We start from the raw sequence: 23,466 nt of genomic DNA on the forward strand, positions 1-23,466 counted from the left end.
TAAAAAAACTCTTCGTTACTTAGAAGCCTCTTTGCTAATTCGTCAGCGCTTAGTTACTCAGAAAGAGTGGCTAACAAGAATTCGACAAAGGTTCGGTTCTTCAACGACAGTTGCTTGGTTTTGTAGAGCAAGTGAATCGGTTTAGGTAACGGTGCCATGCCGGGCAAGATCTCCAATAGCATTCCACGCTCAATTTCTTCTGCGACTAAGATAGTCGGCTGTAACAACACGCCTACGCCTTGAAGGGCAGCATATCGCAATACATCCCCATTGTTCGACATCAAACGTACTTGTCCTTTGTTCCCCGCAGTGTGAGTTGCTTGGTGACTCTGAGGATCTCGGGATTGAGGTTCACTATTTTGGATATGACGGATGTGAGTATCACGTCCAATAATATCACGACGACTGCTATAGCTGAATCCAAGCGATGGGTGTTGTGCAAGGTCTTCCAACACACGAATCTCAGCATGTTGGTTAAGGTACTCAGGAGCCGCGCAGTAACACATCTCATAATCCCCTAAGTATCTGGCGACTAAACTGGAGTCAGACAGGTCACCGATTCGCACAATCAAATCAATATCGGATGAATAAGGATCGACAAGGTCGTTGTTCAGCACGAGTTCGACATTAATCGTTGGGTGATGCGCGAGGAACTTAGCCACAATCGGGGCAAGCACCTTGTTCCCATAGGTGACGGGGCAGTTTATCTTTACCGTCCCCTGTGGCTGATTTTCCAAGGTTTGAATCAGGTTTTCAGCATTGCTGATGTCTTCGAGAATTCGTTTACATTCTCGATAATAAAGCTGCCCTGAATCGGTTAAAGACTGCTTACGCGTGGTGCGATGAATCAGTTGAGAGTTGAGGCTCGTTTCGAGATGGTGGACATGTTTACTGATCATGGTTGCCGACAGGTTGAAGTGGTTGGCGGCACTGCGAAAACTGCCTTGCTCGACCACGTAAACGAAGACCTTCATGCTGGTTAACTTATCCATTGAACACTCTTGGTTGATAAACAATAAACAAAAGGTGAGTTTATCAATTATTAGGGGTTAATTATATTAATGGTAAACCGATAATTAACTAAAATAAGAGCGTGAAATGCCTCAGACGAATGAAACCATCTTTGTTACTGCAGAACTTAAGATTAAAACCAACATTGATCGTGACGCTGCGATTGAAGCCATCGAACAGTTTTGCCTAGATATGCAGAGTGAGCCGGGCTGCTTACAGGCGATAGCAACCTATGATCAAAACCAAAGCGACCGAGTTATCTTGCTTGAGCAATACGCAAACCGTGAGGCGATCAATCAGCATTTTGTGACGCCTCATACTCAAGCGTTTATTGAGCGTGATATAACGGAATTAGTACAAGCATTTGAAACTCATACGAAGGAGATCTAAGCCATGAAATGGGGAATCCTAGGAACCAGCTTTATCTCAGGCGTTATGGCAGACGCGATCAAAGGCGATGCTCAAAGCGAGCTGTATGCTGTCGCTGGTCGTACTGAAAAAACACTTAACGAGTTTGCTGAGCAGTATCAACCAACACGAACCTTCAACAGCTATGAAGCTTTGATTGAAGACGAGTCAGTCGACATCATCTACATCGCTCTACCAAACCACGTTCACCACGAATACGTGATTAAAGCGGCTCAAAAAGGCAAAGCGATTCTGTGTGAAAAATCGTTATCGGTTGATATGGAAAAAACCGAGCAAGCTCTACAAGCAGTGAAAGTATCTGGCGTGTTCTTCGCAGAAGGTTTGATGTATCTAAATCACCCGCTTATCGCTAAGCTTCATCAAGAATTAGCAACCGGTGAGATTGGTGAAGTGCGCTCAATTCAGGGTTCATACGTTGCGGCGATTGATCAGTTCGTTAACCCTGCGAGCAAAGGCGCGTTGTACAACTTAGGTTGTTATCCAATGTCGCTGATTCATTCTGTTGCGCAGCAGCAATTTGGCGAGAGCGTGTTCGATGATGTGCAGATCTCAGCAATCGGTCGACGAGGCCAAGATGGCAATATCTGTGAATCATCGGCGATGATGCGCTTCAACGACCACTTCACTGCGCAAATCCATACTGCAGAAGACCACGGCTTAAAGCATGACTTCACGATTCTAGGCAGCAAAGGCTGTATCACACTCGACACCAATCCATGGCTGCCGACCGAAGACAACACATTCACGGTTGAGATTTACGAAACATCGAAACGTGAAGTGAAAGTCGAAGCGCAAGGCGATGGCTTCCATTATCAAGTGCGTAATATTCGCCAAGCGGTTGAGCGAGGTGACACACAACTTGTAGCGCCAATGGCGAGCCACCAAGACTCTCGTGTGATCATGAAGTTACTGACGGATTGGGAACAAGCGGCGAGCTAAGATCTTCGTAAATTCTATATTCGACTCATGTTTGATTGCCTCGTCAGTGATCAAGCATGAGACGTTTCCTCTAAATCCTCCCACAAATACTTTGCATTTGAAACAGTCACAGTGTCCAATATCAGGTAGTACAAAACTGACTGAAAAACCTTATTTTTTAAGGTGTTAAATAGGACCTTTACCGCATGCGTAAATCAGATAAGAAAATCGAGAATCAAATCAGAGACGTGTTAACTGACGTTTGTGAAGACACGCTGAAAGGCTTCGATGGTTTTTTGTGGGTGACTCACTCGGTCAACTTCTCTTCATTCCCGCAAAGTTTGAAAATCGTCTGCGTATTCGATACCAATCAGGATAGAACGAACTTCTTAAATGGCGAAGGTCAACAGTGTGTCTCTGTTGCTATCCAAAAGGCGTTTAGTCAGGTTGGGATTACATTGAAGAATATCGATAAGCACGTCAGTTACGATACACAAGAAAATTGCGACCGAGACCATCAAGGGAAGTGGGACAAAAGGTTGTAAATAGGTTTGGGGGTCAGTGAACTGAGTGTTTAGGTAATGCAATGGCTGGGGGGCTATTTAGTTTATTTTAGTCGATGGGGAAAGAACTGGGAATTATTAAATATTGATTAACCTAAGGTTAACAATATTTGGCTTTTTAAGCGCATGAGTTAACTCTATTTTTGAGTAAATATAATTGAGGTGAATGGGGGTCACGTATATAAGTATCGCTAATTGAAGTTGACGTATTTTTATGATTAATAGGTAATAAATACAGCTAGTTACTGATATATGAGTCTAGGTGCGCTTAAATTTCAATGGTGTTTAAATGAACAAAAATAAAATTACCCTAACAACACTCGCAATTTTACCTTTGCTTTCAGCATGTGGTAGCGATAGTAAGAGTACCGCCGCCACCACTCCTAAGCCTACCCCTCCTCCCGGATATACCTTGCCAAGCGAATCGAGTTTGATCACCAATTACAATGTCGACAGTGCTTTTAATACGGTATTCCCAAGTAACTACCAGATAGCGAAAGATGCAGGTTTTGATTACTTTATTAAAATACCGTTACGCTCAGATTCAAGTATTAGTATTACCATTCTTGCGACAAAAGGTAGTGATGAGGATCTGCGTCAAGCCATTGGTGTGTGGACTTCTCTTTTGTCCGAAAATGGAGCGAATACAGAACTGAGTAAGCTTGATGTCTTTAAATCGATAAGTCAGCGTCAGGGTACGCTTCTTATGGCATCGTCAGAAGGTGATATTGGTAATCTTCAGCAAGAGCTACTGAGGTTGTTGAAAGCGCGTGAGCCTAAACTTGCCTCAGCTACAGCTGATAACTACCTGCAGCTGATAGCTTCAGATAATGATCTATTCAAAAAATATGGTTGGTTTGTTCATAGCCAAGCGCTTGGTTATAACGAAACGACATACGTTGGTGAGACAGAGTATTTCACTGGTTATAATTCCGTTACCAATGTAGGTAAAAGAGATGCTTCAATAGAAGAAATTCTTCATATAACTCAAGCTCAAGGAATTGCCCCTTTGACTGGTGATGGTAGCAAAGGCGGATTACAAAAAAGAATTACTGCCCATAGCTTGAGTATTTTCAAAGATTATCGGTATGACAGCACAACAGGCTTATATGTTTACGAGGATAAAGACACTAGCAAAGATTATGTGGCTAAAAGTTCCATTTGGAGTCCACAAGCAGCAGGCGCAACTCTTGATGAAAAACGTGAAGAACAATGGGATGGCGATTGGGGCGGTGACGATATAGGTAAAGACCTAGGAATGCCTGAGCAGTATAAGATGGGGCAAACCTTTTCTCACGAGTATTTTGCCGCACTAGCAGACACGTATTACGGAATGTATGGTGGGTTTAATTCAGAGTTTGGAGGAATGGATAACTACCGTTACGTTACCCGAGAAACTTTGCCTAGTGATAGTACTGGATTTGCTATCGTCAAAGAATTCTTGCCTGAATATCATCAGTATACGGCGCGGATTGACAGTTCAAAGGTCAATACGTATTTAAATGCGAACCCGTCTTTAAATAATACATTTAAGATCCAAATTTCTTCTGATGATAAAGAAAAGTACACCTTTAAATCCCAATATATTAAAAATTTGAAAATCGTAGGTTCTGAGGCTTTAGATATACTTGGAAATTCTCAGGATAATTATTTTGAGGGGAATTCTGCTAACAACACTTTCGATGGATCTGATGGTACCGATGTATTGAAGATTAATGGAAATAAAAAAGACTACTCGATCGAGAAGCTTGCTGGTGGTGTGACACAAATTTCTGGTAAATCGATTGGAACGGACAAGATTACCAATGTGGAATACATTAAATTTAACGATGAGGTTGTTAAGGTAGACAAAATCTAGCTGAAGCGACTCAAGCACCTAAATATATCCCTTCTATTTATTCCGTTGAAAACCACTTACATCAGTAGGTGGTTTTCATCTATTTTATACTGACACAGTAAGCCTAATCCCCCTCTCATTTGGCTTTTATAACGACCAACAGAATCATTTTCCCCTTAAGCTGGCGGTAGTTTCAGGTCGTCTTCATTCGGGTATTCGATGGCACACTTAAATGCTCGTCGAACCGGGTGGCTTAATGCTTGAACTATGAACTTTTCTAGACGATACTTTTTTCGTACATTGCTCCCTAAGTTGATGCGTAATGTATTGATTTTAAATGAAGTATTTTGAGTGGCCATAGGATCGATTAGGAAGTTTGAATCATGAAAACCTACATTTCTGGGCTGCTCGCACTCATTCCTTCATATTTAATCACCGGCTATTCTTTTGCTGTTGGTACAGCGATTGTACTGCCAGGGCAACATGAATCCGGCGCTGATCTTTCGGGTTCCCCGCTGTCTTTGAATGCTGTCATTGATTGGGAAATTTCGAACAGTGACCTCGTATTTGGCTCTTATGCAGATAAAACCGACAATAAGCGAGCTACGACAATTGGGTATATGTATAACCAAAAAATGGAGCTCAATTCTGGTTGGTTGGAGAACGACCTTCGTAATAACGCAGAATCACATGGCGTTAATTTTGAAGACTTCTTTCTCCATTTTTCTGAAGATACAGTGCTCGCAGAAGTTGATAACACCCACGGTGAAAATACTCTCTTAAGTGGAAAGCCTATGACCTTGGGCTATACAGCCAGTGAAGATCATGCGGGCTTTTGGCTGTATCAAGAGCCTCCTTGGGATGCTGATGTGTTTGAGAATTTCGAACAGGGCGGGGCTTTGTATGTCTATCATGCTGAACAGTTCGAACGTCTGACCTTTAAGTTCTCACAGTTTGCTGTCAGCGGCGAATTCTGGATTGAATACCCAACAGCTATTGACTCTCACGGAAGGGTTTCACAGTGGGAAAGGCTCGATGTAAAGAAAGACAAAACGCTCAATATGACCAGAAACCAATCGGTGATTTGGAACCTTCCGGGTAACTGGGTAAGAGCCACAACTCATGATGGCAGTGGGGTGAGTTATGGTGGCGGCCAGTATTTTGGTTCAACCTTTTTGAGAGAGGGTGGCCGTTTATACGTTGTGAGAGTTCGTTGGCAAAGTGAGAACGCAGACGACAGGCCGCGGTTAAAAGAAGTAAAACTCAAAAACAGCTTTCCAACCGTTAAGTTAACCGACGCTCCGACCACAACTCCGGATGGCAATGCTATCAGCCAATGGCGAAAAATTCGTGGCTTTGACGTGTCTGCAGACCTGAATGGCGATAACTACTTGTCGCCAAGCGAGTATCGAAATCGAACCAATAAGAATGCGACAGCGCGTTTTCGTTGGGAATCAAGAGTGGTGCCATTTGGTCGAATGTGGAGCACGAATTCATCTTGGTCGTTAACGAACGTCGCAAACGCGGATTATTTATCGGCCATTCATCGCTACTACAAGCAAAGCTGGGCAATCCAAGGTTTGAATGGTGCATACAACGACGACACAAATAAACTCATTGGCTCGAACCAGTTCTATGTCCATTCTGGCGGACATGTTCAAGAGTTAGGAGCTGTTGCGGGTTCAAATCAAGCGGATGCTCTCTACACGCAACAATTTTCAGCGTTTCTCAAAAATCTATCTGCTTTAGAAAGTGATGCGTCTATTGGGTTGAACATTGGTACGGCGAACTTGCTGGGTCGAAATGGGCAGTCTCATCTTAGCGAAGCCGGGTCTTTGTATCTGAGAGAGCATTACATTTTTCCGTCTACTGGATTTAGTGGTTACTCGGGGATCTCTAAATTCTGGGATAATTCTGCGCTCGCCTACAATGGAAAAGGAGTAATTTTTCAGGCGACAACGCGTTACGGGCGAGTCCAGTATCTAGGAAATAGTGAAGAGAATTGGAAGAAAGACCAATACTCGACCCTAGCGATTTACCACCTCAATCGACATGCTCAACACAGCTATTTTAATCAGTGGAACAATAGTTACGTCTATGGGAGTGATAACACGACTGCAGACATTTTCTGGCAAAGTGGTGTCCCTAAAAATATCGCTTATCAACCCAGTTCGTTATTAGCCGTTGATTTGGGAGAGCCGAGTCATCAGGTCCTACAGGGATTTGAGCCAATTCCTTTGATGCTATCGACAACGACACCTCAACCCACAGACTACACCATCGTTGGTGATTCATCGATGAGTGAAGTGGTGCATGCTGATCTGCCTAATGGTATGACTCACGTTCTACCTACGTTCACGTACTTTATGTATCAATCTAAAAATCAGGTGGCCGCGGGTGGCCCTGAAGATATGGTGTTAGCGAGAGAGTTCAGCAATGGTCGTGTGTTGTATCGCACGGATTTCCACGGTAAGAATTCGAGCTTTTATGAGGCAGAGAAGCTGATGATTGTATTGGACGTGCCGATGAAGCCTGTCGATGAAAACGGCAACATCGGAGAGTATGTGACTGAAATTCATATTGGCGGTTATGAAGGGCTGTTCTTGCTTTATTAGAATTATTTAGATAGACGAAGGGGAGCATTTGATAGAGCAGGAGGCAGAAGGCTCTAGAAATTTTGCATATCGACTGATTGATGACTGAAGCCAATTGATTTTGCCGCATTTAGTAGAGCTTGTTGGGTCTTGAATACCCTTGGTTTCAGCTTTCGGTCGGACTCTAAGAAACTATTTATTCCCCACTTGCTGCTTAGAACCATCAAGTAATAGCCATCATTGTTTGGAGAGTTTACGGCAATTGCTGATTCTAAATCGCCACGTTTGAAATGCTCCTTAAATTCGCGTAATACCATATCAATATCCTTATTCGATGATTAAAAAAGGGAGCGAATCGCTCCCTAGTTAATGTTGGTACTAATGATTACAAGAATGCGCGGTATGGCAGTTCTGGGTCATTTTTAAAGATATCTGCAAAACCACGGAAGTGTTGGTAGTGCATGCGACCTTTATCTGTAGGGTAAGTGTATCGGCCACCGACTTGCCAGAAGAAAGGTGCAAAGCCGTATTGCAGACGTTCTTTCTTCATGTTCCACAGCATTTCAATTTCACGTGGGTCATTTTGGAAGTTAGCCCAGATATCGTGGTGGAAAGGAACAACGACTTCACAATCCAAAGATTCAGCGGCACGTAAAATGTCTGAAGACGTCATTTTGTCAGTTACGCCACGTGGGTTTTCACCGTAAGAAAGCAGTGCAACGTCGATCTTGTGGTCATTACCGTGCTTAGCGTAGTAGTTTGAGTAGTGAGAATCACCAGAGTGGTAAACTGAACCGCCTGTCGTTTCTACTAGGTAGTTCACTGCACGATCGTCCATGCCACCTAAGATATCAGTGTCTAAAGAAGAAGTGCCTTCAGGAAGTGTCACTAGAGCAGTACGGTCGAATGCATCAAGAACCTTAATATTGACGTCTTTGATCTTAATCTCGTCGCCAACTTTCGCGATAACACAACGATCTTCTGGCACACCCCATTTCATCCATAAATCAACACACGCTTTAGGACCAATGAATTTAACGTGCTCGCCACAGTTTTGTAGAACGGCTGCAGCAACGTTGATGTCAATGTGGTCGCCGTGATCATGAGATGCCATAACCGCATCGATCTCTTTAATAGCGAAAGGGTCCAATGGGAAGATTGCAGTACGTAGGTTTGGCTGAAGTGCTTCAACACCGCCCATACGCATCATTTGGTGCTGATTTTTCATTTTTTGAACAGCTTGTGTTTTTTTACCAGTACCACACCAGAAGTCCATTGATAGGTTTGCACCACCTTCTGATTTTAGCCAAATACCTGTACAGCCAAGCCACCACATAGAAAATGTATTCGGTTGCACGACGGTTTGCTCGATCTCTTCATTTAACCATGTGCCCCACTCAGGGAATGTATTTAGGATCCAAGACTCGCGAGTGATTTCGTTTACGTTGCTCATGATAATACCTTTTATTTCAATAATTTGATTAATTTTGGATGTAGGGAGCCGAGCGCCTTAATTTTGATTAAGGCACTGAGCTAAATTTATTATTATTGGTGGGCTAGTTAGCCCTTCGATTTAAACTAGGATGACTTGCGTCCCTTGAGCTTCAATCCGCTTGACGACTTCGGGGTTGGCATCTTTACCAGTGATGACGATGTCTATTTGCTTGGTGCTGCAAAAGAGCATTCCGGTACGTTGTCCAACCTTTGAACTGTCGACAACAACAACGAGTTTATCGACCTGTTCAAGCATTTGCTGCTCTGCTACAGCAGTTAACATGTCGGCTTTGTAGAGGCCAGCATCGGTTAAGCCTTTACCAGAGGTAAACATCCAGTTTCCAGCATAGCCTCCCAGTGAATTGGGCGCGGGATTTAAAAAGATGTTCTGCGCTTTGTTGTATTGACCGCCAATGATGATGACATCGTCATGATCTTCGTTGATCAAGTAGCTTGCGAGTGGGAAGTAGTTCGTTACGATCTGTACATCTTCCCCACATAACTGTTGTCCAAGTAGGAACGCAGTAGAACCACAGTTGATCACAACTGTATCTCCAGCCTCGCAAAGTCCTGCTGCTGCTTGCGCAATCTCTGCTTTCTCTTCATAGAACTCAGTGCTGTTGATATTGAGTGGTGACCACTTTCTCTTCTGATTCTCTACTCGCTCAGCGCCATTTCGAACTTTTCTAAGTCGGCCAACTTCATCTAATTTAGCGATGTCACGTCTTGCAGTAGCAGGTGAAACACTAAATTTATCAATAATATGTGAGACGTTTATTGTCTGCATATCTTCTAATAGCGACACGATGCCGTTATGTCTTTGTACTTCATTCATATTTATCACTCTTTATGTCGTTGTGACAATTTGATGATTACTTTTGATTTGTTTTGATTCTAATAATCACCATCATGATTGTCAAACTACATTGCTATAAAAACTAGATCTTAATCACAATGATTTATAAGTTATTGATTTTATTTGATTTGTTGTTTTTTGGTGTGATCCGAAGCTCAATTAGGCACATTCTGGGTGTGGTTAATTGACATAAATCAAAGTAATCACAAGTGAGCATTGAATGATTACTTTTGATTGGTAAAGTCTAATTCGTGAGCAAAAATAGACATCATCACATCCTACATACCATTAAAATTAAAATTAATCAGGGGTAAAGATATGGAATTCTTATACGATATTTTCTATATTTTTTACAGTCAGGTAATGACCAAAGCACCTTTGCTACTCGGTCTTGTTACTTGTCTGGGTTACATTCTACTCAAGCGTGACGCAACAACTATTATCTCCGGCTCTATCAAAACCATCGTTGGTTTCATGATAGTGCAGGTAGGTGCAGGAACATTGGTAGCGGGTTTCAAACCAGTGATTCTGAAAATGAGTGAGATTCATGGATTGACGGGGTCAGTGATAGATCCGTACACAACCATGATGTCTACCATGGAGACCATGGGAGACAATTATTCTTGGGTTGGATATGCCGTATTACTGGCACTTGGTCTCAATATTCTTCTTGTTGCCTTCCGCCGCATCACGGGCATCAGAACCATCATGCTTACGGGACATATCATGTTCCAACAAGCTGGCCTCATTGCTGTTTTCTACTTCGTGCTTGGTGCAGGTATGTGGGAAACCATCATCTATTCAGCAATATTGATGGCGTTGTACTGGGGTATCTCGTCTAACATCATGTTCAAGCCTACCCAAGAGGTTACTGGCGGGGCGGGTTTCTCTATTGGTCACCAACAACAGTTTGCGTCATGGGTAGCGACAAAGGTTGCTCCTAAGCTTGGCGACAAAAATGACAGCGTTGACCACATCAAACTGCCTAAATGGTTACACATTTTCCACGACAGTATCGCAGCGACAACGCTAGTCATGACTGCTTTCTTCGGCATTATTCTTCTTTCATTTGGTCTTGATAACCTTCAAGACATGGCAGGAAAAACACACTGGTTTATCTATATTTTCGAAACTGGGTTGAAATTCGCAGTGGCTATTCAAGTTATCGTCACCGGCGTCCGTATGTTCGTAGCGGAATTGTCTGAGGCATTTAATGGTATTTCTCAACGCCTTATTCCTAACGCTGTGTTAGCAATCGATTGTGCGGCTATCTACGCATACTCTCCAAATGCAATGGTGTTCGGTTTCATGTGGGGCGCTGTTGGTCAATTCACAGCCGTTCTTGCAATGTTAGCCTTTGATTCTCCTATCATGATCATTCCTGGCTTTATCCCAATGTTCTTCTCGAACGCGACGATTGGTGTGTTTGCGAACCACTTCGGTGGTTGGAAAGCGGTAATGAAGATCTGTTTCGTGATGGGCATCATCGAGGTGGTTGGTTCTGCTTGGGCAATTCATATCTTTGCTCAATCGGGAGCAGAGTTTAATGGCTGGATGGGTATGGCTGACTGGGCTCTCGTCTTCCCACCTATCATGCAAGGTATTTCGAGCTCTAACATGTTCTTCTTCGGGATTTTGGCTTTAGCTGGTGTCTACATGTACTTCGCTTCTAAACAACTACGAGCTGAAGAAGACGCAGAAGCTGCCGCTGAAACAATGACCGCAGTAACACCTGAGGGCATTGAGGTTGAAGTCGCAGTACCACAACAATCAACAGCAACTGCTCAATCTCTATCAGCTCCTACAACGTCAGAAATTCGCGTCTCACCAGCAGCTGAACAGAAAGCGGTTCGTGTCTTAGTGTGCTGTGGTTCAGGGCAAGGTTCTTCAATGATGTGCTCTAAGAAAATTAAAGAGTACTTGGACAAGAAAGGCATTCCTAGTTCGACCTTTAACAGCGCTATCACTGATTACAAATCGCACCTTGGTTCATTCGACATCATCGTTACTTCGGTTGCTCTGGCAGCGAAGATCACGGGTCTGCCTGAAGGTAAGCAACAGTTAGCGGTTAAGAACATGATTATGGTGAAAACTTTCGGCGACGAGCTTGTTTCCATCATCGAGAACAACTTTCATAAATAATTAAAAACGGCTCAGTGGTATCGCACTGCTGAGCCAATAAAAACAATTATATAAGTGAGCAATAACATGAACTTAAAAGAATCTCTTATCAAGAATAACTCTATCCTACTGAACGCAAAAGCCACTGACTGGAAAGCGGCGATCAAGCTAGGTACTGACGCATTGGTTAAAGCCGGTGTTGCTGAAGAGCGTTACTACGACGCGATTACCAAAGCGATTGGTGAAGAAGGCCCTTATATCTGTATTCACGATGCGTTCGCTCTGCCTCATTGCCGCCCTGAAGATGGTGTGATTCGCACCGGGTTCGCGTTAACCGTGCTAGAAACACCGATTACTTTTGAAGGTGTTGATGAGCCTGTTGATGTACTGATCACGCTAGCGGGTAAAGATTCAGAAGAACACATCGAAGGCACGATGCAAGTGGCGAACTTGATTGAGTTCGATGAAGACTTCTCAAAACTTCGCGCATGCAAAAGCCCAGAAGAAGTGGCGCGTTTAATTGATGCTGCGTTACTGCAAGCGGAAGCAGCGTAAGGAGACAACTATGTCTAAATTTAGCCAACTGAAACAACGCGTCTTAGAAGCCAATTTGCAGCTTCCGAAGTATGGTTTGGTGACATTCACTTGGGGCAATGTCTCTGAGCTTGACCGTACTAATGGCGTGATAGCGATTAAGCCATCGGGTGTCGAATACTGCGATATGACAGCTGAAGATATGGTGGTCGTCGATCTAGAAGGCAACATTGTTGAAGGGAAACTTAATCCTTCAAGTGATACCGCAACTCATTTAGAGCTTTACAAAGCTTTCCCTGAGGTCAGTGGCATTGTTCACACGCATTCACGCAGTGCCACAATTTGGGCACAAGCCGGTATCGATATTCCAGCCTTGGGCACTACTCATGCGGACTATTTCTACGGTGACATCCCATGTACACGTCGATTGTCTCACTCTGAAATTGCTGAAGAGTATGAGAAAAATACCGGCTTGGTGATCATTGAAGAGTTCAAGCAGCGTCGAATCGATCCAATGGCAGTTCCAAGCGTGATTGTTGCAGGACATGCGCCTTTCTCTTGGGGCAAAGATGCCAACGATGCGGTTCACAACGCGGTGGTATTAGAAGAAGTTTCTGCAATGGCCTTGGCAACCCGCACCTTGAATAGCGGTATCAAAATTCAGCCAGAACTATCCGACAAACACTACTTACGTAAGCACGGTGAAAATGCTTATTACGGCCAACAGTAAATCGGTTGTTCGTTTAAGTAAGCCGTTTAACGAGCTTCGACTCTAAGTAGTTTCAATATTGATTAGGCCCGACTTCAGGGAATAAGTGAGAGGACTCTATGTATAAAGTGCTGGCGTTAGATCTCGATGGAACCGTGTTAAAGGATGATCACACGATTCATCCAGAACTGAAAAAGGCGATCCAAGAAGCCAAACAAAGTTGTCATGTCGTGATTGTGACTGGTCGACACCACACAGCAGCACGACCTTATTACTACGAATTGGGGTTAGATACGCCAATCATCTGCTGTAACGGCACTTATGTTTACGACTATCAAACTGAAACGGTACTGACTCAAAACGCGATAGATAAAGACAAAGCACTGACCTTCATCGATATGGCAGAAGAGTTTCAGCTCAAAATGGTCATGTACATCACGCATGCCATGACGTACTCACACTACAACCCATTTGCCTACATGTTGGCATTGGAAAGTTGGGCAGAAACGGCACCAGAGCAACATCGCCCTCAAATTTACCAAGTGGAGTCATTCATTGAAACGGCTCAGCAAGCCGAACACGTTTGGAAGTTTGTGGTGGAAGGTAGCCAAGACTCAGTAGACCGTTTAATGCAACACCCATGGATAGAAGAGAACTTCAACGGTGAGCGTTCTTGGTCAAACCGAATCGACTTTGCTGCGAAAGGTAACAGTAAGGGCCTACGCCTTGCTGAATACATCGCAGAACTCGGTTATCAAGCCGATGACGTCATTGCCGTCGGTGATAACCACAATGACATTTCCATGCTCAAGTACGCCGGGTTAGGCGTAGCGATGCTCAATGCTGATGACATCGTCAAGTCACACGTTCAATGCGTGTGCTCAACAGATAACAACCATGATGGCTTAGCCCGTCTAATACGTGAACAAATTAAAGGATAACAACATGACTAAACCAATGATTCAGATCGCCCTAGACCAAACAAATCTTCCTGCTGCCATTGAAGTAGCAAACAACGTTGAAAGCTTCGTTGATGTGATTGAAGTGGGCACTATTTTGGCTTTCGCAGAAGGCATGACGGCGGTTTCTACGCTTCGTAAAAACCACCCAGACCATATCCTTGTATGCGATATGAAAACCACCGATGGCGGTGCTATTTTGGCTCGTATGGCATTCGAAGCGGGCGCTGATTGGATTACCGTTTCTGCTGCTGCACACATCGCAACCATTGGTGCATGTAAGAAAGTCGCTGATGAATTTAACGGTGAAATCCAAATCGAAATTTATGGTAACTGGACAATGGACGATGCTCAATCTTGGGTCGACCTAGGTATCTCTCAAGCTATCTATCACCGTTCTCGTGACGCTGAATTAGCTGGTGTGGGCTGGACTGAAGAAGATCTCGTGAAGATGCGTGCATTGTCTGAAATGGGTATCGAGCTTTCTATCACAGGTGGCATCGTGCCTGAAGACCTATACCTATTTGAAGGCATTAAGGCGAAAACCTTTATCGCGGGTCGCGCACTTGCGGGTGACAAAGGTAAAGAGACAGCAGAAGCACTAAAAGCTCAGATCGATCGCTACTGGAACTAGGAGGCGTTATGTATCAAAACTTGTTACGCCACCGTGTTGGGCTTTATGAAAAGGCTCTACCTAACGAACTCAGCTGGGAAGATAAACTTAAGCAAACAAAAGAACTCGGCTTTGATTTTCTTGAGATATCGGTCGATGAATCAGACGAGCGTCGCAGTCGATTAGATTGGAATGACGAAGAAGTGTATGCCTTGCGTCACCTGTGTGAAAAGCATGGTGTACCGCTGCAATCCATGTGTTTAAGCGCGCATCGTAAGTTCCCATTTGGTTCAGCAGATCCGGCGATTCGTGAACAAGCAGTTATTCATATGGAAAAAGCGATCTCACTCGCTTATAAGTTGGGTATTCGTACCATTCAACTGGCTGGGTATGACGTTTACTACGAGCCAGCGGATAAGGTGACTCACCAGAGGTTCATTGAAGGCATGAAGCTTTCGGCGCAGTTGGCGGAAAGATCAGGGGTAATGCTCGCTGTGGAGATCATGGATACCGATTACTTGAACTCTTTAAGCAAGTTTGAAGTGCTGAGTCGCGAGATTAACTCGCCTTATTTCACGGCATACCCTGACGTAGGCAACATCTCTGGCTGGAACTACGACATAGTGACGGAGCTAAAACTGAGTAAGCCTCATATCACTCAAATTCACCTCAAAGACACTTATAAAGTGACTGACGAATACAAAGGGCAATTCCGAGACTTAGTGATTGGTGATGGCGAAGTAGACTTCAATGCAATTTTTGAAACGTTGAAGGAGACTGAGTGCGTCGTACCACTCGTGATCGAGATGTGGGCTCAAGATGAACGTTGGAAAGAGAACATTCTCACGGCACAAAAACGTTTGAATGATGTTTGTGTGCAAACGGGTGTTCCGAGATTGTTTGATCACTAACTCTACTTAGAATGATTAACTGGTTTCTCTTTGCGTTTTCGATGCTCCTAACGAAAAGAGAAAATGCAGCATATTGCCCCCAATATGCTGCATTTTTATATCAACTCGGCACTTTAAGCCATTTAAAGCAGCAGAAATGATGTCAATTTCGCAATAGCTACAGTGTTTAAACCGCGATCGTCACATGATCACGGCCCACTTCAGCCATCTGAATCAGGTAGTCCGTGTGGTATTTTTTCTTGATGACGATTTGGCTACCGATTTCAGCAACAATCTTTACCACTTCCAACGCATCAGAAGGATGCAATGAAGAGTCTTTTGAAATTTCGATATTAACGCCTAAATTTGCCAATTTGATGATGTCGCTAGAATGCATGGTCGTGTCCAAGGTTTTTGATTTTCGTGGACTATATCATCTTCAATTTATGCAACTCTACTTGGTTTAAGTAAAAATGGGTGAGATGTGCTCAAAATATGATTTCAATAGTAAAACAACGGCTTTTATTGCATCAATTCGTTTAATTGTCGGATTGTTGAATAAGATCATATTAAGACGATCATGAGTAGGTTTTATGTATGGTGATTAGTAGTATGAGTCTCAAAACAATATGAGAGATTGACGATGCCAAAGTTAGATAAATATAAAGGAATTATTTTTGATCTCGATGGGACTCTGGTCAATTCTATGGTGGCACACGCTCATGCATGGGAACACACTTGTCAGAAGTTTGGTATTCCCTACGACAAAGAGTGGCTCGATCAACTTGGTGGGATGCCATCGCGAAAAGTGACTCAAGAGATCCTTAAGCGTTACGATCTAACTCTTGATGCTCAACAAATTACTTCGGACAAAATCGCTAACTTTGAGGCTATTGAGCACAAAGGGGATGTTATTCCCGAGACATACGCACTCTTACAGCAACAGTATCAGTTGAAAAAGATAGGCATCGGCACTGGTGCTCAAGCCAAGCATGCAAGGGCGATTTTAAAGACGACCGATATCCCATCAATGATACGTACGATTGTGACTTCCGATGACGTAGAAAATCACAAACCTAACCCAGATACTTTTCTGAAAGTTGCTAGCCAGTTAGAGCTTGAACCGAGCGATTGTGTGGTGTTTGAAGATACGATTATAGGTCAGCACGCAGCGACATCGGCAGGCATGGATTGCTACATGGTTGAAAACGGGCAGATAACTAAATTTGTTCCAGCGAATGGTTTGGAAGTGGGTAGCGGACCTGAGCTCTGAATCTAAGCTGGTGTGAAAGTTAACAACATAAAAGAGATTGCTGAAGTGGGTGCCGATATGTTCGTTGCGGGCTCTGCTATTTTTGATAGTGAAGATTATCAACAAGCTATCGATTCAATGCGAGCGGAGTTAGCTCAATTGAATTAAGTAGTGTATCTACTGCTGCATAAAGGCTCGAAGTGTTCTGTGTATCAGGCTTCGGGCTTTTTTTGTATCTAATAGATGTTGATTTAATGAAAAATCCCGTGGAGTAAGGGAGGTTGCGTTGTTGGAGTTCTCTTCAGTTATAGCTTTTTCATTGTGTAATAAAACTACAGTTATTATTGACTTTGGTCACATAACGGCGCAAAATTGACCTCAGATCACATAACGATGAGAACACAGTATGAACGCTACAGTAATCACGAATGAAAACAACGTATCACTAGCAAAACCTTCAGTAATGAATGAAGTTCTATTTTTTGCTAAGTCTACCGTTATCATGGGTGCAATTATCCTACTTGTTGCTTCTGCTTGGGTTTAATTTCTAAAATAACCCGCGTTAAGTGTGATCAGTGGTGGTGATTAGCCACTCACTGATTCAAACTAACGTCAGAAGCACCAAATTCATTTCCTTATCTTTCTCCAGTTCACTTTCTCTATCTTCTAGGCCAATCAGGCTGACTTTTTAGTCATCGACTTAGTTACTGAATCAAGTGATTGACTAAACCAAGTTACCTATCTAAACCAACAGTTTAAACACGGTGTTTTAAACTAGACCAGTACAAAACTATCATTAATACATACGCTAATGCGGGCGCAATGTAACTCGTACTCAGCGAAAGCTCATCAATCAAACTCGCCTGTACGAATGGTAAAACAACCCCTCCAATTGAACACATAATGAGAATTGCTGCTCCTTGTGAGTTTTGCTTACCTGATGCATGTAGCGCTTGTGCGTAAATGATAGGGTAGAGCGCAGAATTACATAGCCCTACGACAAGCATCAAATAGCCAATCCAAACATAATTTTGATAGACCGCAACGGCACTAATCAAAGCGGCAATAACGCAAGACAGTGAGAAGAGATAGTGCTTGTTTACAGTGTTTCCAAACTTGGCGAATAACACTCTTCCAACAAACATTAATACCCAATAAAGAGCGATGATCTGTGTTGCGAAGACCAAACCAAGGTCGCCATATTGCTGGTCGGCAAGATACGCAATAGTAAAAGTACCAAAACTGACCTCTACACCGATGTACAGCAACAGTACCAACGCTAATTTCATAAACTGCTGATTTTTAATTAGAAGATTTAACCCTCGCCAAAAGCCAGTCATCTGTTTTGGTTTGATATCTGGAAGCGTCATTTTGCTAAAAAATACCAGTAAGCCGAAAAAGAACAGGGCGATGAATAAGAACAGATACGAAACTTGATGGGCGGTGTTGTCGACGTTAAAACTTGTAGCCACGAGAATGACAGCGGTAAGCACTAGCGGACCAAGCACAGTGCCAACAGAGTTCGATGCCGTTGCCACACTTTGACGTATAACACTCTTATCGGGTGTCGAGAGTAGTGATACGTAAGGTGAACTCACAACTTGAATTGCTGATACACCTGAGGCCATCAATAAGATCCCAATGAGTGTTGGAACAAGCTCTTCTCCTCGCACTAAATATGCCATGGCTAGACAGCCCAGAAGGCACCATATCAAGCAGAACTTCAGCGTAGTTCTATAGCCAATTTTTGCCATGACAAATGACGTTGGAAGCGACACCGTAATTCGGGTGATAAAAAAGGCCATGGGAAATAGCATCGCCATTTTATAATCGAGAGAGAAAGCTTCTTTGTAATGTGGAATTAGCGAATTACTTGAAACGGTAATTAAACCCCAGATAAAAAAGATCAGAGACAGTAAGACCAGTGGGGCATCTTTTAACGGGAATACTCTCATAGTGATTCCTTATTGATAGCGATAAAAAAAGCAGAAGATGATCTTCTGCTTTTCGATTGAGACTTTACGATGTATTGCCTATTAAGCTGTTAATCACGAACAAAATTGATGTGATGAACATGAATGTTGTATTTCTCAATAATCACTTTGGTCGCATGCATACTTTTGATTCGTTGCTCAGAATCTAAAGCAGCAGCCATTGCTGACTCGTTCTCGTAACTGTGTTGCATCATAAGCAGTAGGTTTTTATGGCTTTCAGCTTCAATCGCCTCAGGCTTGTTCAGCGTTAGCCCTTGGTTATTCGGAAATGTGCGAATAATAGGCGCGACTTCGTTTTCCATGTATTGGTAGAAGTCTTGCTTTTGTTCTTCAGTTAAATCGGCTTCAAAAAAAGCGGTGCGAAAAATTGTCATGGTCGTTTCCTTACAGTTCAAAGCCAGATTGGTTAGCGATAGATTTCAACGTTGCTTTTGCTTGTTTGATATCTTCGAACCAGTTGTCATTTTGAGCCCACATTTCAATCACTAATGGCGCGCTGTAATCAATTTCAGCGAGTGTTTTGAAAATAGCTGGGAAGTCGACTTGGCCTTCGCCTATAACAAGATCTCGGAACTGGCCTTTGCAGGTTTCTGAAACTCGCAGTGTATCTTTTAGGTGCACTTGTACTAGGTGATCACGGCTTAACTTTAGTTCGGTACACACGTCGTAGTTCCAACCAGAAATATTACCGACATCTGGGTAAGCCATGAAGTAAGGTGATGGGATCTCGCGCTTGAGCACTTCAAACTTACTTAATGAGTTGAGGTACGGAGTATCCATGATCTCTACACCTAACATGATGCCTGCACGTTCTGCCATTTTGGTGGCTTGTTGCATGCCTTCAATGAAGCGAGCGTGAGTTTCAGCCGATTGCGGTTCGTAATACACATCGTAGCCCGCCATTTGAATACAGCGAATACCAAGCTTATAAGCCAATGAAATCGCTTTTTCCATGATGATCAGCGATTCAGTGCGAATAGCATCATCCATTGAGCCAAATGGAAACTTACGGTGTGCGCTTAGGCACATTGATTGGAAAGGCATTTGGTGCTTTTCACATAGACGGCGAAGCTCGTAAATTTCTTCGTCTGACCAATCTAAACGAGCGCGGCGCTCATCGGTTTCATCCACTGAAATTTCTACAAAGTCGAAACCTGCGTCTTTAGCATAAATAAAACGCTCTTCCCAAGTGAGAGAAGCCGGCATTGCTTTCTCGTAAATACCTAATCTGAATTTGTTTTTAGAATCAAACATTCTTTTTCCTTAAAAGAGTTGTTGTTCTATACGCGTTGTTATGTCTTGAATTCTGCCAGCGATCTCTTCGTAGCCAAGTGCTTTCATTTTTGGCGTAAGCGAAGAGACACTAACCGCGTATACAGGAGAATTGTTCTTGTCAAAAATAGGGACAGCAACACAAGAAATACCCGCTTCGTTCTCTTCATCATCGAGCGCATAACCACGGCTCTTAATTTTATCGAGTACACCAAAAAACTGAGACTTGTCGAGAATCGTGTTTTCAGTTAAAGGCTTCATTGTGCTGACATTGCGTTTCCAATAGGTTTCTCGAACGCTGTCAGAGCTAAATGCTAAGTAACATTTTCCTGCCGCTGAGCAATACATTGGAGAATGCAGCCCTACGTAGGTTCGAGTTCTAAAGGAAGAATTAACGGGTTCAAACTTGTCTTTAAAAATGATGTTGTCAGCATCAAAAGAAAGGAAGTTAACCGTTTCATTCACATCGTCGAGTAGCTCAGATAGGTATGGCTTAACGGTGCCAGTGACATCAGAGTTGATAGCAGCGTGTCCAAGCTGAACCAACTTCATTGTTAAGCGATATTCTTTACCTGAACACATTTGAGCAACATAACCAGAGTCTTCAAATGTTGCTAAAATACGGTGGACTGATGACTTGTTGAAGCCAGTCCCTTCAGACACTTTTTGTAACGAAACGCCATTAGGATAATTCCCAAGGAATTCCAATACGGTCAGTGCTTTAGACAACGATTTAATTTGCTCACTCATATATGTGCTACCAGTGTTTACCTATTTCAGTATGGAAGTTTTCTGCGATGTCACGTCCATTGCTACCAGCTAACGCTCGGCCAGCAATAAACGATTTCGCAGACAGATTCTTAAACAAATGCAGATCGTCAGGAACAATACCACCAGTAATGGATAGTTCAATTCCAATATCCGATAATTTCTGCATTTTTATCAAATCTTCTTCGGTCCAGCTCACACCAGCAAGTTCCGCATCACGAGAACGGTGATAAATTGCTTGTTTAATGCCCATGTCGACCCAAGCTTGCGCATCTTCCATTGTCCAGTGTCCATACAGCTCAATTTGCACTTGGCCGTCGAATTCATCCGTTACTTTTTTCGCTGAACGAATAGTTTCGATGTGTGCTGCTGCACTTACTGTTACCCAGTTAGCGCCGGCACCCATCGCTAGACGCGTTAAAATGGCGCTGGCATCGGTGATTTTCATGTCACAGACAATGACGTGATTTGGGTATTTTTCTCGTAGGATTCTTACGCTATCTACGCCGTGGGCGAAGGCTAAAATCGTCCCGATTTCAATCACATCTAACTTATCTGCAACATGCTCTATTGAGGCTAATGCCGTGTCGATATCTGTGGCATCAAGAGCCATTTGTAGCAGTGGTTTAGATGGTTTTAATACAGTGCTAGACATCTATTTCATCCTCAAATTGTTTAAACAACTGCACCAGTCTTTGATAGTGCTTATATTTCTTTTGGTATATGTCGTAGTGTTCAGGATTCGGCTCGACACGTGACGTAGAATTAGTGATGGCTTGAGTACATTCTTCTAATAAAGCGAACTCACCTGCGCCGACCATTGCCATCATTGCGGCACCTAATGAGCCGGTTTCATCCACGTCTGATATTTCAACGGTCATGCCGGTAAGGTCAGCCAGCATTTGCATCCATACAGGGCTAGATGCAGGGCCGCCTGTCACTTTTAGTATGTTGGCTTTTGGAAAGCGCTGACGCATACGTTCTAGGTGAATGTTGTGACAGAATAAAATACCTTCCCAAATGGCTTGAATTAGGTGCCCTTTAGTATGGTGCGATTGCAGACCATAGAAGCCTGACTTTAGGCCAAGCCCTTGGTTTGAACCGTAAAGGAATGGCACAAAGTAGATACTGCTTGATGCCGGATCTAATGCTTCGACTAACGCTTGATTTTGCTGGTGGTTAAGCTCGCCATTTTCACCAAGGTAGTCGGCGAACCATTCATAGTTACCCGCGGAAGTCGGGCTCGCTTCGTGAATGATGTATTCGTTCTCGACGGCGTAATGGCCGTAAACAAAGTTGTGGCTTTCTTGCGTTACTTGCTTTGATATGCCAGACGTGACCGCCCATGTGCCCATTACGTAATTCAGAGTATCTTCAGCAGAGTTGATTCCAGAACAGATCGCTGTTGATACCACATCAAATAACCCGCCGAACACCGGCGTACCTATTGCTAGTCCGGTTTCATTGGCAACGGCCGCCGTGATTTTCCCTGCTTGTTGCTGAGGTTTTACAACGGGTGGTAGCGCATCCCAAATTTCTTCGATGCCAAAGGTTTCCAAAAGTGCTTTGTCATACTCACCGGTGATGGAGTTGAAAAAATTACTTTCTGAAATATTGGTCAGTTCTGCTGCGACTTCGCCCGTTAAGCGATATCGAAGGTAGTCGTGAGACATCATCACTGCGCCAATGTTGTTGTATCGTTCGGCATCGTTCTCTTTGATCCAGCGAATAATCGATACAGGATGACCTGTCCACAGTGTTTGCAGTGTGGTTGGATAGATCTCTTGTGCTTTACCCTGTTCTAGCCACTCTTTAACGATAGGCAGTGAACGCGAGTCAGAAGACATAATGCCGTGGCCGAGGTTTTGTCCCTCTTTATCAAGAAGGTAAACGCCTTTGCCTTGGGCTGAAATGCTCAAGCCTTTGATAGAGGTCGGTTCTACTTTTGTGGTCTCTAAAAGCTGCTTAATGACATCGACAGCGTTACCCCATAGTGCGTTTAGGTCGCGTTCTACCCAACCTTGTTTTTCGTTGATGACGCTCGCCGATACGCGGGCAAGACCTTGTTGTTCACCTTTTGCGTTAAACAACGCGGCTTTCATAAAAGTGCCGCCAGAATCAATTCCAATGTAGTAATTCATTATTTGGCTTCCAGTAAATCGTTGTGAATCTTCACCACCAGTTTTCTTACCGGTTGGCTGTCATCATTTTCAATATTGGTGATATGCACGATATTTGGCGTGAATAAATAAAATTGATTGCGTTTTGCATGAATGAAGCTGAGCTCAACCCCCGGGTATTCGTAAAACTGAAGGTCACGTTCTTGGTTATAAGGTTGTGCGTTGCTGTGTTCGCCAGTGTCTATAGCCCATGCCATTACTTCAGAACCTTCGAGAATGATCTGCAAGTCAGAATGGTATTTATGGACTTCAGGTTGGAAGTTTCCTAGAGGCTCTTTGTCATATTCCAATACAACAAACCATGCCTGTTTTGAATCAAAATCAGGGAGTTCATGGCGACCTAATGCGAGTTTTTCTTGGTCGAGACTGTTCAAGTACTCAAGCACGTTTTGAATAACGACAGGGTACGACTTGCTGATCTGCGTAGGTTGAGTATTTCCGACTAACATAAGAATTCTCTTTAAATATAAAT

25 protein-coding genes and 1 pseudogene are annotated in these 23,466 nt (G+C 43.3%); 14 read left to right on the forward strand and 12 right to left on the reverse strand.

Going from position 1 to position 23,466, the window contains the following annotated elements; translation table 11 throughout:
• Positions 1-53: 53 nt before the first annotated feature.
• Entirely contained in the window at positions 54-992 is a 939-nt protein-coding gene (locus AB4232_RS01095; RefSeq protein WP_372085733.1) for a LysR substrate-binding domain-containing protein, read from the reverse strand.
• Positions 993-1,098: 106 nt separating this feature from the next.
• Here AB4232_RS01095 and AB4232_RS01100 point away from each other — a divergent pair, with 106 nt between their 5' ends.
• The 5 genes from AB4232_RS01100 (at position 1,099) to AB4232_RS01120 (ending at position 7,373) form a co-directional block, all read left to right on the forward strand.
• Positions 1,099-1,401, forward strand: coding sequence for a putative quinol monooxygenase (locus AB4232_RS01100; RefSeq protein WP_372085735.1), 303 nt, complete (start codon positions 1,099-1,101; stop codon positions 1,399-1,401).
• A 3-nt stretch (positions 1,402-1,404) separates the two neighbouring features.
• Positions 1,405-2,379 (forward strand): Gfo/Idh/MocA family protein, encoded by a 975-nt coding sequence (locus tag AB4232_RS01105; protein WP_372085737.1) that lies wholly within the window; start codon positions 1,405-1,407, stop codon positions 2,377-2,379.
• Between the two features lie 185 nt (positions 2,380-2,564).
• Positions 2,565-2,903 carry a Fis family transcriptional regulator gene (locus AB4232_RS01110; protein ID WP_372085739.1) on the forward strand — a complete coding sequence of 113 codons (339 nt, stop codon included), beginning with the start codon at positions 2,565-2,567 and terminating at the stop codon, positions 2,901-2,903.
• 307 nt (positions 2,904-3,210) lie between these two features.
• Positions 3,211-4,779, forward strand: coding sequence for a hypothetical protein (locus AB4232_RS01115; protein ID WP_372085740.1), 1,569 nt, complete (start codon positions 3,211-3,213; stop codon positions 4,777-4,779).
• Positions 4,780-5,141: 362 nt separating this feature from the next.
• On the forward strand, positions 5,142-7,373 hold the full coding sequence (locus AB4232_RS01120) for a hypothetical protein (RefSeq protein WP_372085742.1): 2,232 nt from the start codon (positions 5,142-5,144) through the stop codon (positions 7,371-7,373).
• A gap of 53 nt (positions 7,374-7,426) precedes the next feature.
• Here the strand turns inward: AB4232_RS01120 and AB4232_RS01125 are convergent, their stop codons facing one another.
• The 3 genes from AB4232_RS01125 to ulaR form a co-directional block, all read right to left on the reverse strand.
• The gene (locus AB4232_RS01125; protein ID WP_009845904.1) at positions 7,427-7,669 is read right to left on the reverse strand and encodes a hypothetical protein; all 243 of its coding nucleotides are present in this window, start codon (positions 7,667-7,669) and stop codon (positions 7,427-7,429) included.
• 68 nt (positions 7,670-7,737) lie between these two features.
• Entirely contained in the window at positions 7,738-8,805 is a 1,068-nt protein-coding gene (ulaG, locus tag AB4232_RS01130) for an L-ascorbate 6-phosphate lactonase (protein WP_017089479.1), read from the reverse strand.
• A 120-nt stretch (positions 8,806-8,925) separates the two neighbouring features.
• Positions 8,926-9,681 (reverse strand): HTH-type transcriptional regulator UlaR, encoded by a 756-nt coding sequence (gene ulaR / locus AB4232_RS01135; RefSeq protein ID WP_009845902.1) that lies wholly within the window; start codon positions 9,679-9,681, stop codon positions 8,926-8,928.
• Positions 9,682-10,020: 339 nt separating this feature from the next.
• Between ulaR and AB4232_RS01140 the strand changes: the two genes are divergently transcribed.
• From AB4232_RS01140 to AB4232_RS01165, 6 genes are all read left to right on the forward strand, one after another.
• Positions 10,021-11,844 (forward strand): PTS ascorbate-specific subunit IIBC, encoded by a 1,824-nt coding sequence (locus AB4232_RS01140; protein WP_372085744.1) that lies wholly within the window; start codon positions 10,021-10,023, stop codon positions 11,842-11,844.
• A 66-nt stretch (positions 11,845-11,910) separates the two neighbouring features.
• The gene (locus AB4232_RS01145) at positions 11,911-12,378 is read left to right on the forward strand and encodes a PTS sugar transporter subunit IIA (protein ID WP_017092749.1); all 468 of its coding nucleotides are present in this window, start codon (positions 11,911-11,913) and stop codon (positions 12,376-12,378) included.
• Positions 12,379-12,388: 10 nt separating this feature from the next.
• Complete coding sequence (locus AB4232_RS01150) at positions 12,389-13,087, forward strand: L-ribulose-5-phosphate 4-epimerase (RefSeq protein ID WP_269335174.1); 699 nt, start codon at positions 12,389-12,391, stop codon at positions 13,085-13,087.
• A gap of 98 nt (positions 13,088-13,185) precedes the next feature.
• On the forward strand, positions 13,186-14,007 hold the full coding sequence (locus AB4232_RS01155; protein WP_009845898.1) for a pyridoxal phosphatase: 822 nt from the start codon (positions 13,186-13,188) through the stop codon (positions 14,005-14,007).
• A gap of 4 nt (positions 14,008-14,011) precedes the next feature.
• A complete protein-coding gene (locus AB4232_RS01160; protein WP_009845897.1) occupies positions 14,012-14,659 on the forward strand; it encodes a 3-keto-L-gulonate-6-phosphate decarboxylase UlaD in 648 nt (215 codons plus the stop codon).
• Between the two features lie 8 nt (positions 14,660-14,667).
• Complete coding sequence (locus tag AB4232_RS01165; RefSeq protein WP_065679210.1) at positions 14,668-15,549, forward strand: L-ribulose-5-phosphate 3-epimerase; 882 nt, start codon at positions 14,668-14,670, stop codon at positions 15,547-15,549.
• 166 nt (positions 15,550-15,715) lie between these two features.
• On the opposite strand, the gene AB4232_RS01170 is transcribed toward AB4232_RS01165, so the two are convergent.
• On the reverse strand, positions 15,716-15,925 hold the full coding sequence (locus AB4232_RS01170; RefSeq protein WP_009845895.1) for a hypothetical protein: 210 nt from the start codon (positions 15,923-15,925) through the stop codon (positions 15,716-15,718).
• Positions 15,926-16,171: 246 nt separating this feature from the next.
• Between AB4232_RS01170 and AB4232_RS01175 the strand changes: the two genes are divergently transcribed.
• From AB4232_RS01175 to AB4232_RS01185, 3 genes and pseudogenes are all read left to right on the forward strand, one after another.
• Positions 16,172-16,801: an HAD family phosphatase gene (locus tag AB4232_RS01175; RefSeq protein ID WP_102249461.1), complete on the forward strand. Its 630-nt coding sequence runs from the start codon at positions 16,172-16,174 to the stop codon at positions 16,799-16,801.
• A 9-nt stretch (positions 16,802-16,810) separates the two neighbouring features.
• Positions 16,811-16,948: pseudogene (locus AB4232_RS01180) on the forward strand (ribulose phosphate epimerase); the annotation flags it as partial.
• Positions 16,949-17,186: 238 nt separating this feature from the next.
• Positions 17,187-17,324 carry a hypothetical protein gene (locus AB4232_RS01185; RefSeq protein WP_012600138.1) on the forward strand — a complete coding sequence of 46 codons (138 nt, stop codon included), beginning with the start codon at positions 17,187-17,189 and terminating at the stop codon, positions 17,322-17,324.
• A gap of 211 nt (positions 17,325-17,535) precedes the next feature.
• Here AB4232_RS01185 and AB4232_RS01190 read toward each other — a convergent pair whose 3' ends face one another.
• The 7 genes from AB4232_RS01190 to AB4232_RS01220 form a co-directional block, all read right to left on the reverse strand.
• Entirely contained in the window at positions 17,536-18,735 is a 1,200-nt protein-coding gene (locus AB4232_RS01190; RefSeq protein ID WP_372085748.1) for a sugar MFS transporter, read from the reverse strand.
• An 89-nt stretch (positions 18,736-18,824) separates the two neighbouring features.
• On the reverse strand, positions 18,825-19,148 hold the full coding sequence (locus tag AB4232_RS01195; RefSeq protein WP_009845890.1) for a hypothetical protein: 324 nt from the start codon (positions 19,146-19,148) through the stop codon (positions 18,825-18,827).
• 10 nt (positions 19,149-19,158) lie between these two features.
• Positions 19,159-20,028, reverse strand: coding sequence for an L-ribulose-5-phosphate 3-epimerase (locus AB4232_RS01200; RefSeq protein ID WP_372085750.1), 870 nt, complete (start codon positions 20,026-20,028; stop codon positions 19,159-19,161).
• Positions 20,029-20,037: 9 nt separating this feature from the next.
• Positions 20,038-20,796 (reverse strand): IclR family transcriptional regulator, encoded by a 759-nt coding sequence (locus AB4232_RS01205; protein WP_372085752.1) that lies wholly within the window; start codon positions 20,794-20,796, stop codon positions 20,038-20,040.
• A 7-nt stretch (positions 20,797-20,803) separates the two neighbouring features.
• Positions 20,804-21,469, reverse strand: coding sequence for a 3-keto-L-gulonate-6-phosphate decarboxylase UlaD (locus AB4232_RS01210; RefSeq protein ID WP_372085754.1), 666 nt, complete (start codon positions 21,467-21,469; stop codon positions 20,804-20,806).
• On the reverse strand, positions 21,462-22,955 hold the full coding sequence (locus AB4232_RS01215) for an FGGY-family carbohydrate kinase (protein ID WP_372085756.1): 1,494 nt from the start codon (positions 22,953-22,955) through the stop codon (positions 21,462-21,464). The genes AB4232_RS01210 and AB4232_RS01215 overlap by 8 nt, the downstream gene beginning before the upstream one ends.
• The gene (locus AB4232_RS01220; protein WP_372085758.1) at positions 22,955-23,443 is read right to left on the reverse strand and encodes a YhcH/YjgK/YiaL family protein; all 489 of its coding nucleotides are present in this window, start codon (positions 23,441-23,443) and stop codon (positions 22,955-22,957) included. Before AB4232_RS01220 ends, AB4232_RS01215 begins: the two co-directional genes overlap by 1 nt.
• Positions 23,444-23,466 lie beyond the last annotated feature (23 nt).

Origin of the sequence: Vibrio sp. 10N.286.46.A8 (genome assembly GCF_041470165.1) — a bacterium.
Classification (GTDB): Bacteria; Pseudomonadota; Gammaproteobacteria; order Enterobacterales; family Vibrionaceae; genus Vibrio; species Vibrio tasmaniensis_A.

Bases quoted from the DNA above. Each gene is read 5' to 3' on its own strand.
- ulaG (WP_017089479.1), bottom strand. From the start codon at position 8,805: ATGAGCAACGTAAACGAAATCACTCGCGAGTCTTGGATCCTAAATACA.
- AB4232_RS01145 (WP_017092749.1), top strand. From the start codon at position 11,911: ATGAACTTAAAAGAATCTCTTATCAAGAATAACTCTATCCTACTGAAC.
- AB4232_RS01165 (WP_065679210.1), top strand. From the start codon at position 14,668: ATGTATCAAAACTTGTTACGCCACCGTGTTGGGCTTTATGAAAAGGCT.
- AB4232_RS01185 (WP_012600138.1), top strand. From the start codon at position 17,187: ATGAACGCTACAGTAATCACGAATGAAAACAACGTATCACTAGCAAAA.
- AB4232_RS01170 (WP_009845895.1), bottom strand. From the start codon at position 15,925: ATGCATTCTAGCGACATCATCAAATTGGCAAATTTAGGCGTTAATATC.
- AB4232_RS01105 (WP_372085737.1), top strand. From the start codon at position 1,405: ATGAAATGGGGAATCCTAGGAACCAGCTTTATCTCAGGCGTTATGGCA.
- AB4232_RS01220 (WP_372085758.1), bottom strand. From the start codon at position 23,443: ATGTTAGTCGGAAATACTCAACCTACGCAGATCAGCAAGTCGTACCCT.
- AB4232_RS01125 (WP_009845904.1), bottom strand. From the start codon at position 7,669: ATGGTATTACGCGAATTTAAGGAGCATTTCAAACGTGGCGATTTAGAA.
- AB4232_RS01215 (WP_372085756.1), bottom strand. From the start codon at position 22,955: ATGAATTACTACATTGGAATTGATTCTGGCGGCACTTTTATGAAAGCC.
- AB4232_RS01150 (WP_269335174.1), top strand. From the start codon at position 12,389: ATGTCTAAATTTAGCCAACTGAAACAACGCGTCTTAGAAGCCAATTTG.
- AB4232_RS01160 (WP_009845897.1), top strand. From the start codon at position 14,012: ATGACTAAACCAATGATTCAGATCGCCCTAGACCAAACAAATCTTCCT.
- AB4232_RS01155 (WP_009845898.1), top strand. From the start codon at position 13,186: ATGTATAAAGTGCTGGCGTTAGATCTCGATGGAACCGTGTTAAAGGAT.
- AB4232_RS01205 (WP_372085752.1), bottom strand. From the start codon at position 20,796: ATGAGTGAGCAAATTAAATCGTTGTCTAAAGCACTGACCGTATTGGAA.
- AB4232_RS01210 (WP_372085754.1), bottom strand. From the start codon at position 21,469: ATGTCTAGCACTGTATTAAAACCATCTAAACCACTGCTACAAATGGCT.
- ulaR (WP_009845902.1), bottom strand. From the start codon at position 9,681: ATGAATGAAGTACAAAGACATAACGGCATCGTGTCGCTATTAGAAGAT.
- AB4232_RS01115 (WP_372085740.1), top strand. From the start codon at position 3,211: ATGAACAAAAATAAAATTACCCTAACAACACTCGCAATTTTACCTTTG.
- AB4232_RS01095 (WP_372085733.1), bottom strand. From the start codon at position 992: ATGGATAAGTTAACCAGCATGAAGGTCTTCGTTTACGTGGTCGAGCAA.
- AB4232_RS01195 (WP_009845890.1), bottom strand. From the start codon at position 19,148: ATGACAATTTTTCGCACCGCTTTTTTTGAAGCCGATTTAACTGAAGAA.
- AB4232_RS01200 (WP_372085750.1), bottom strand. From the start codon at position 20,028: ATGTTTGATTCTAAAAACAAATTCAGATTAGGTATTTACGAGAAAGCA.
- AB4232_RS01120 (WP_372085742.1), top strand. From the start codon at position 5,142: ATGAAAACCTACATTTCTGGGCTGCTCGCACTCATTCCTTCATATTTA.
- AB4232_RS01100 (WP_372085735.1), top strand. From the start codon at position 1,099: ATGCCTCAGACGAATGAAACCATCTTTGTTACTGCAGAACTTAAGATT.
- AB4232_RS01110 (WP_372085739.1), top strand. From the start codon at position 2,565: ATGCGTAAATCAGATAAGAAAATCGAGAATCAAATCAGAGACGTGTTA.
- AB4232_RS01175 (WP_102249461.1), top strand. From the start codon at position 16,172: ATGCCAAAGTTAGATAAATATAAAGGAATTATTTTTGATCTCGATGGG.
- AB4232_RS01140 (WP_372085744.1), top strand. From the start codon at position 10,021: ATGGAATTCTTATACGATATTTTCTATATTTTTTACAGTCAGGTAATG.
- AB4232_RS01190 (WP_372085748.1), bottom strand. From the start codon at position 18,735: ATGAGAGTATTCCCGTTAAAAGATGCCCCACTGGTCTTACTGTCTCTG.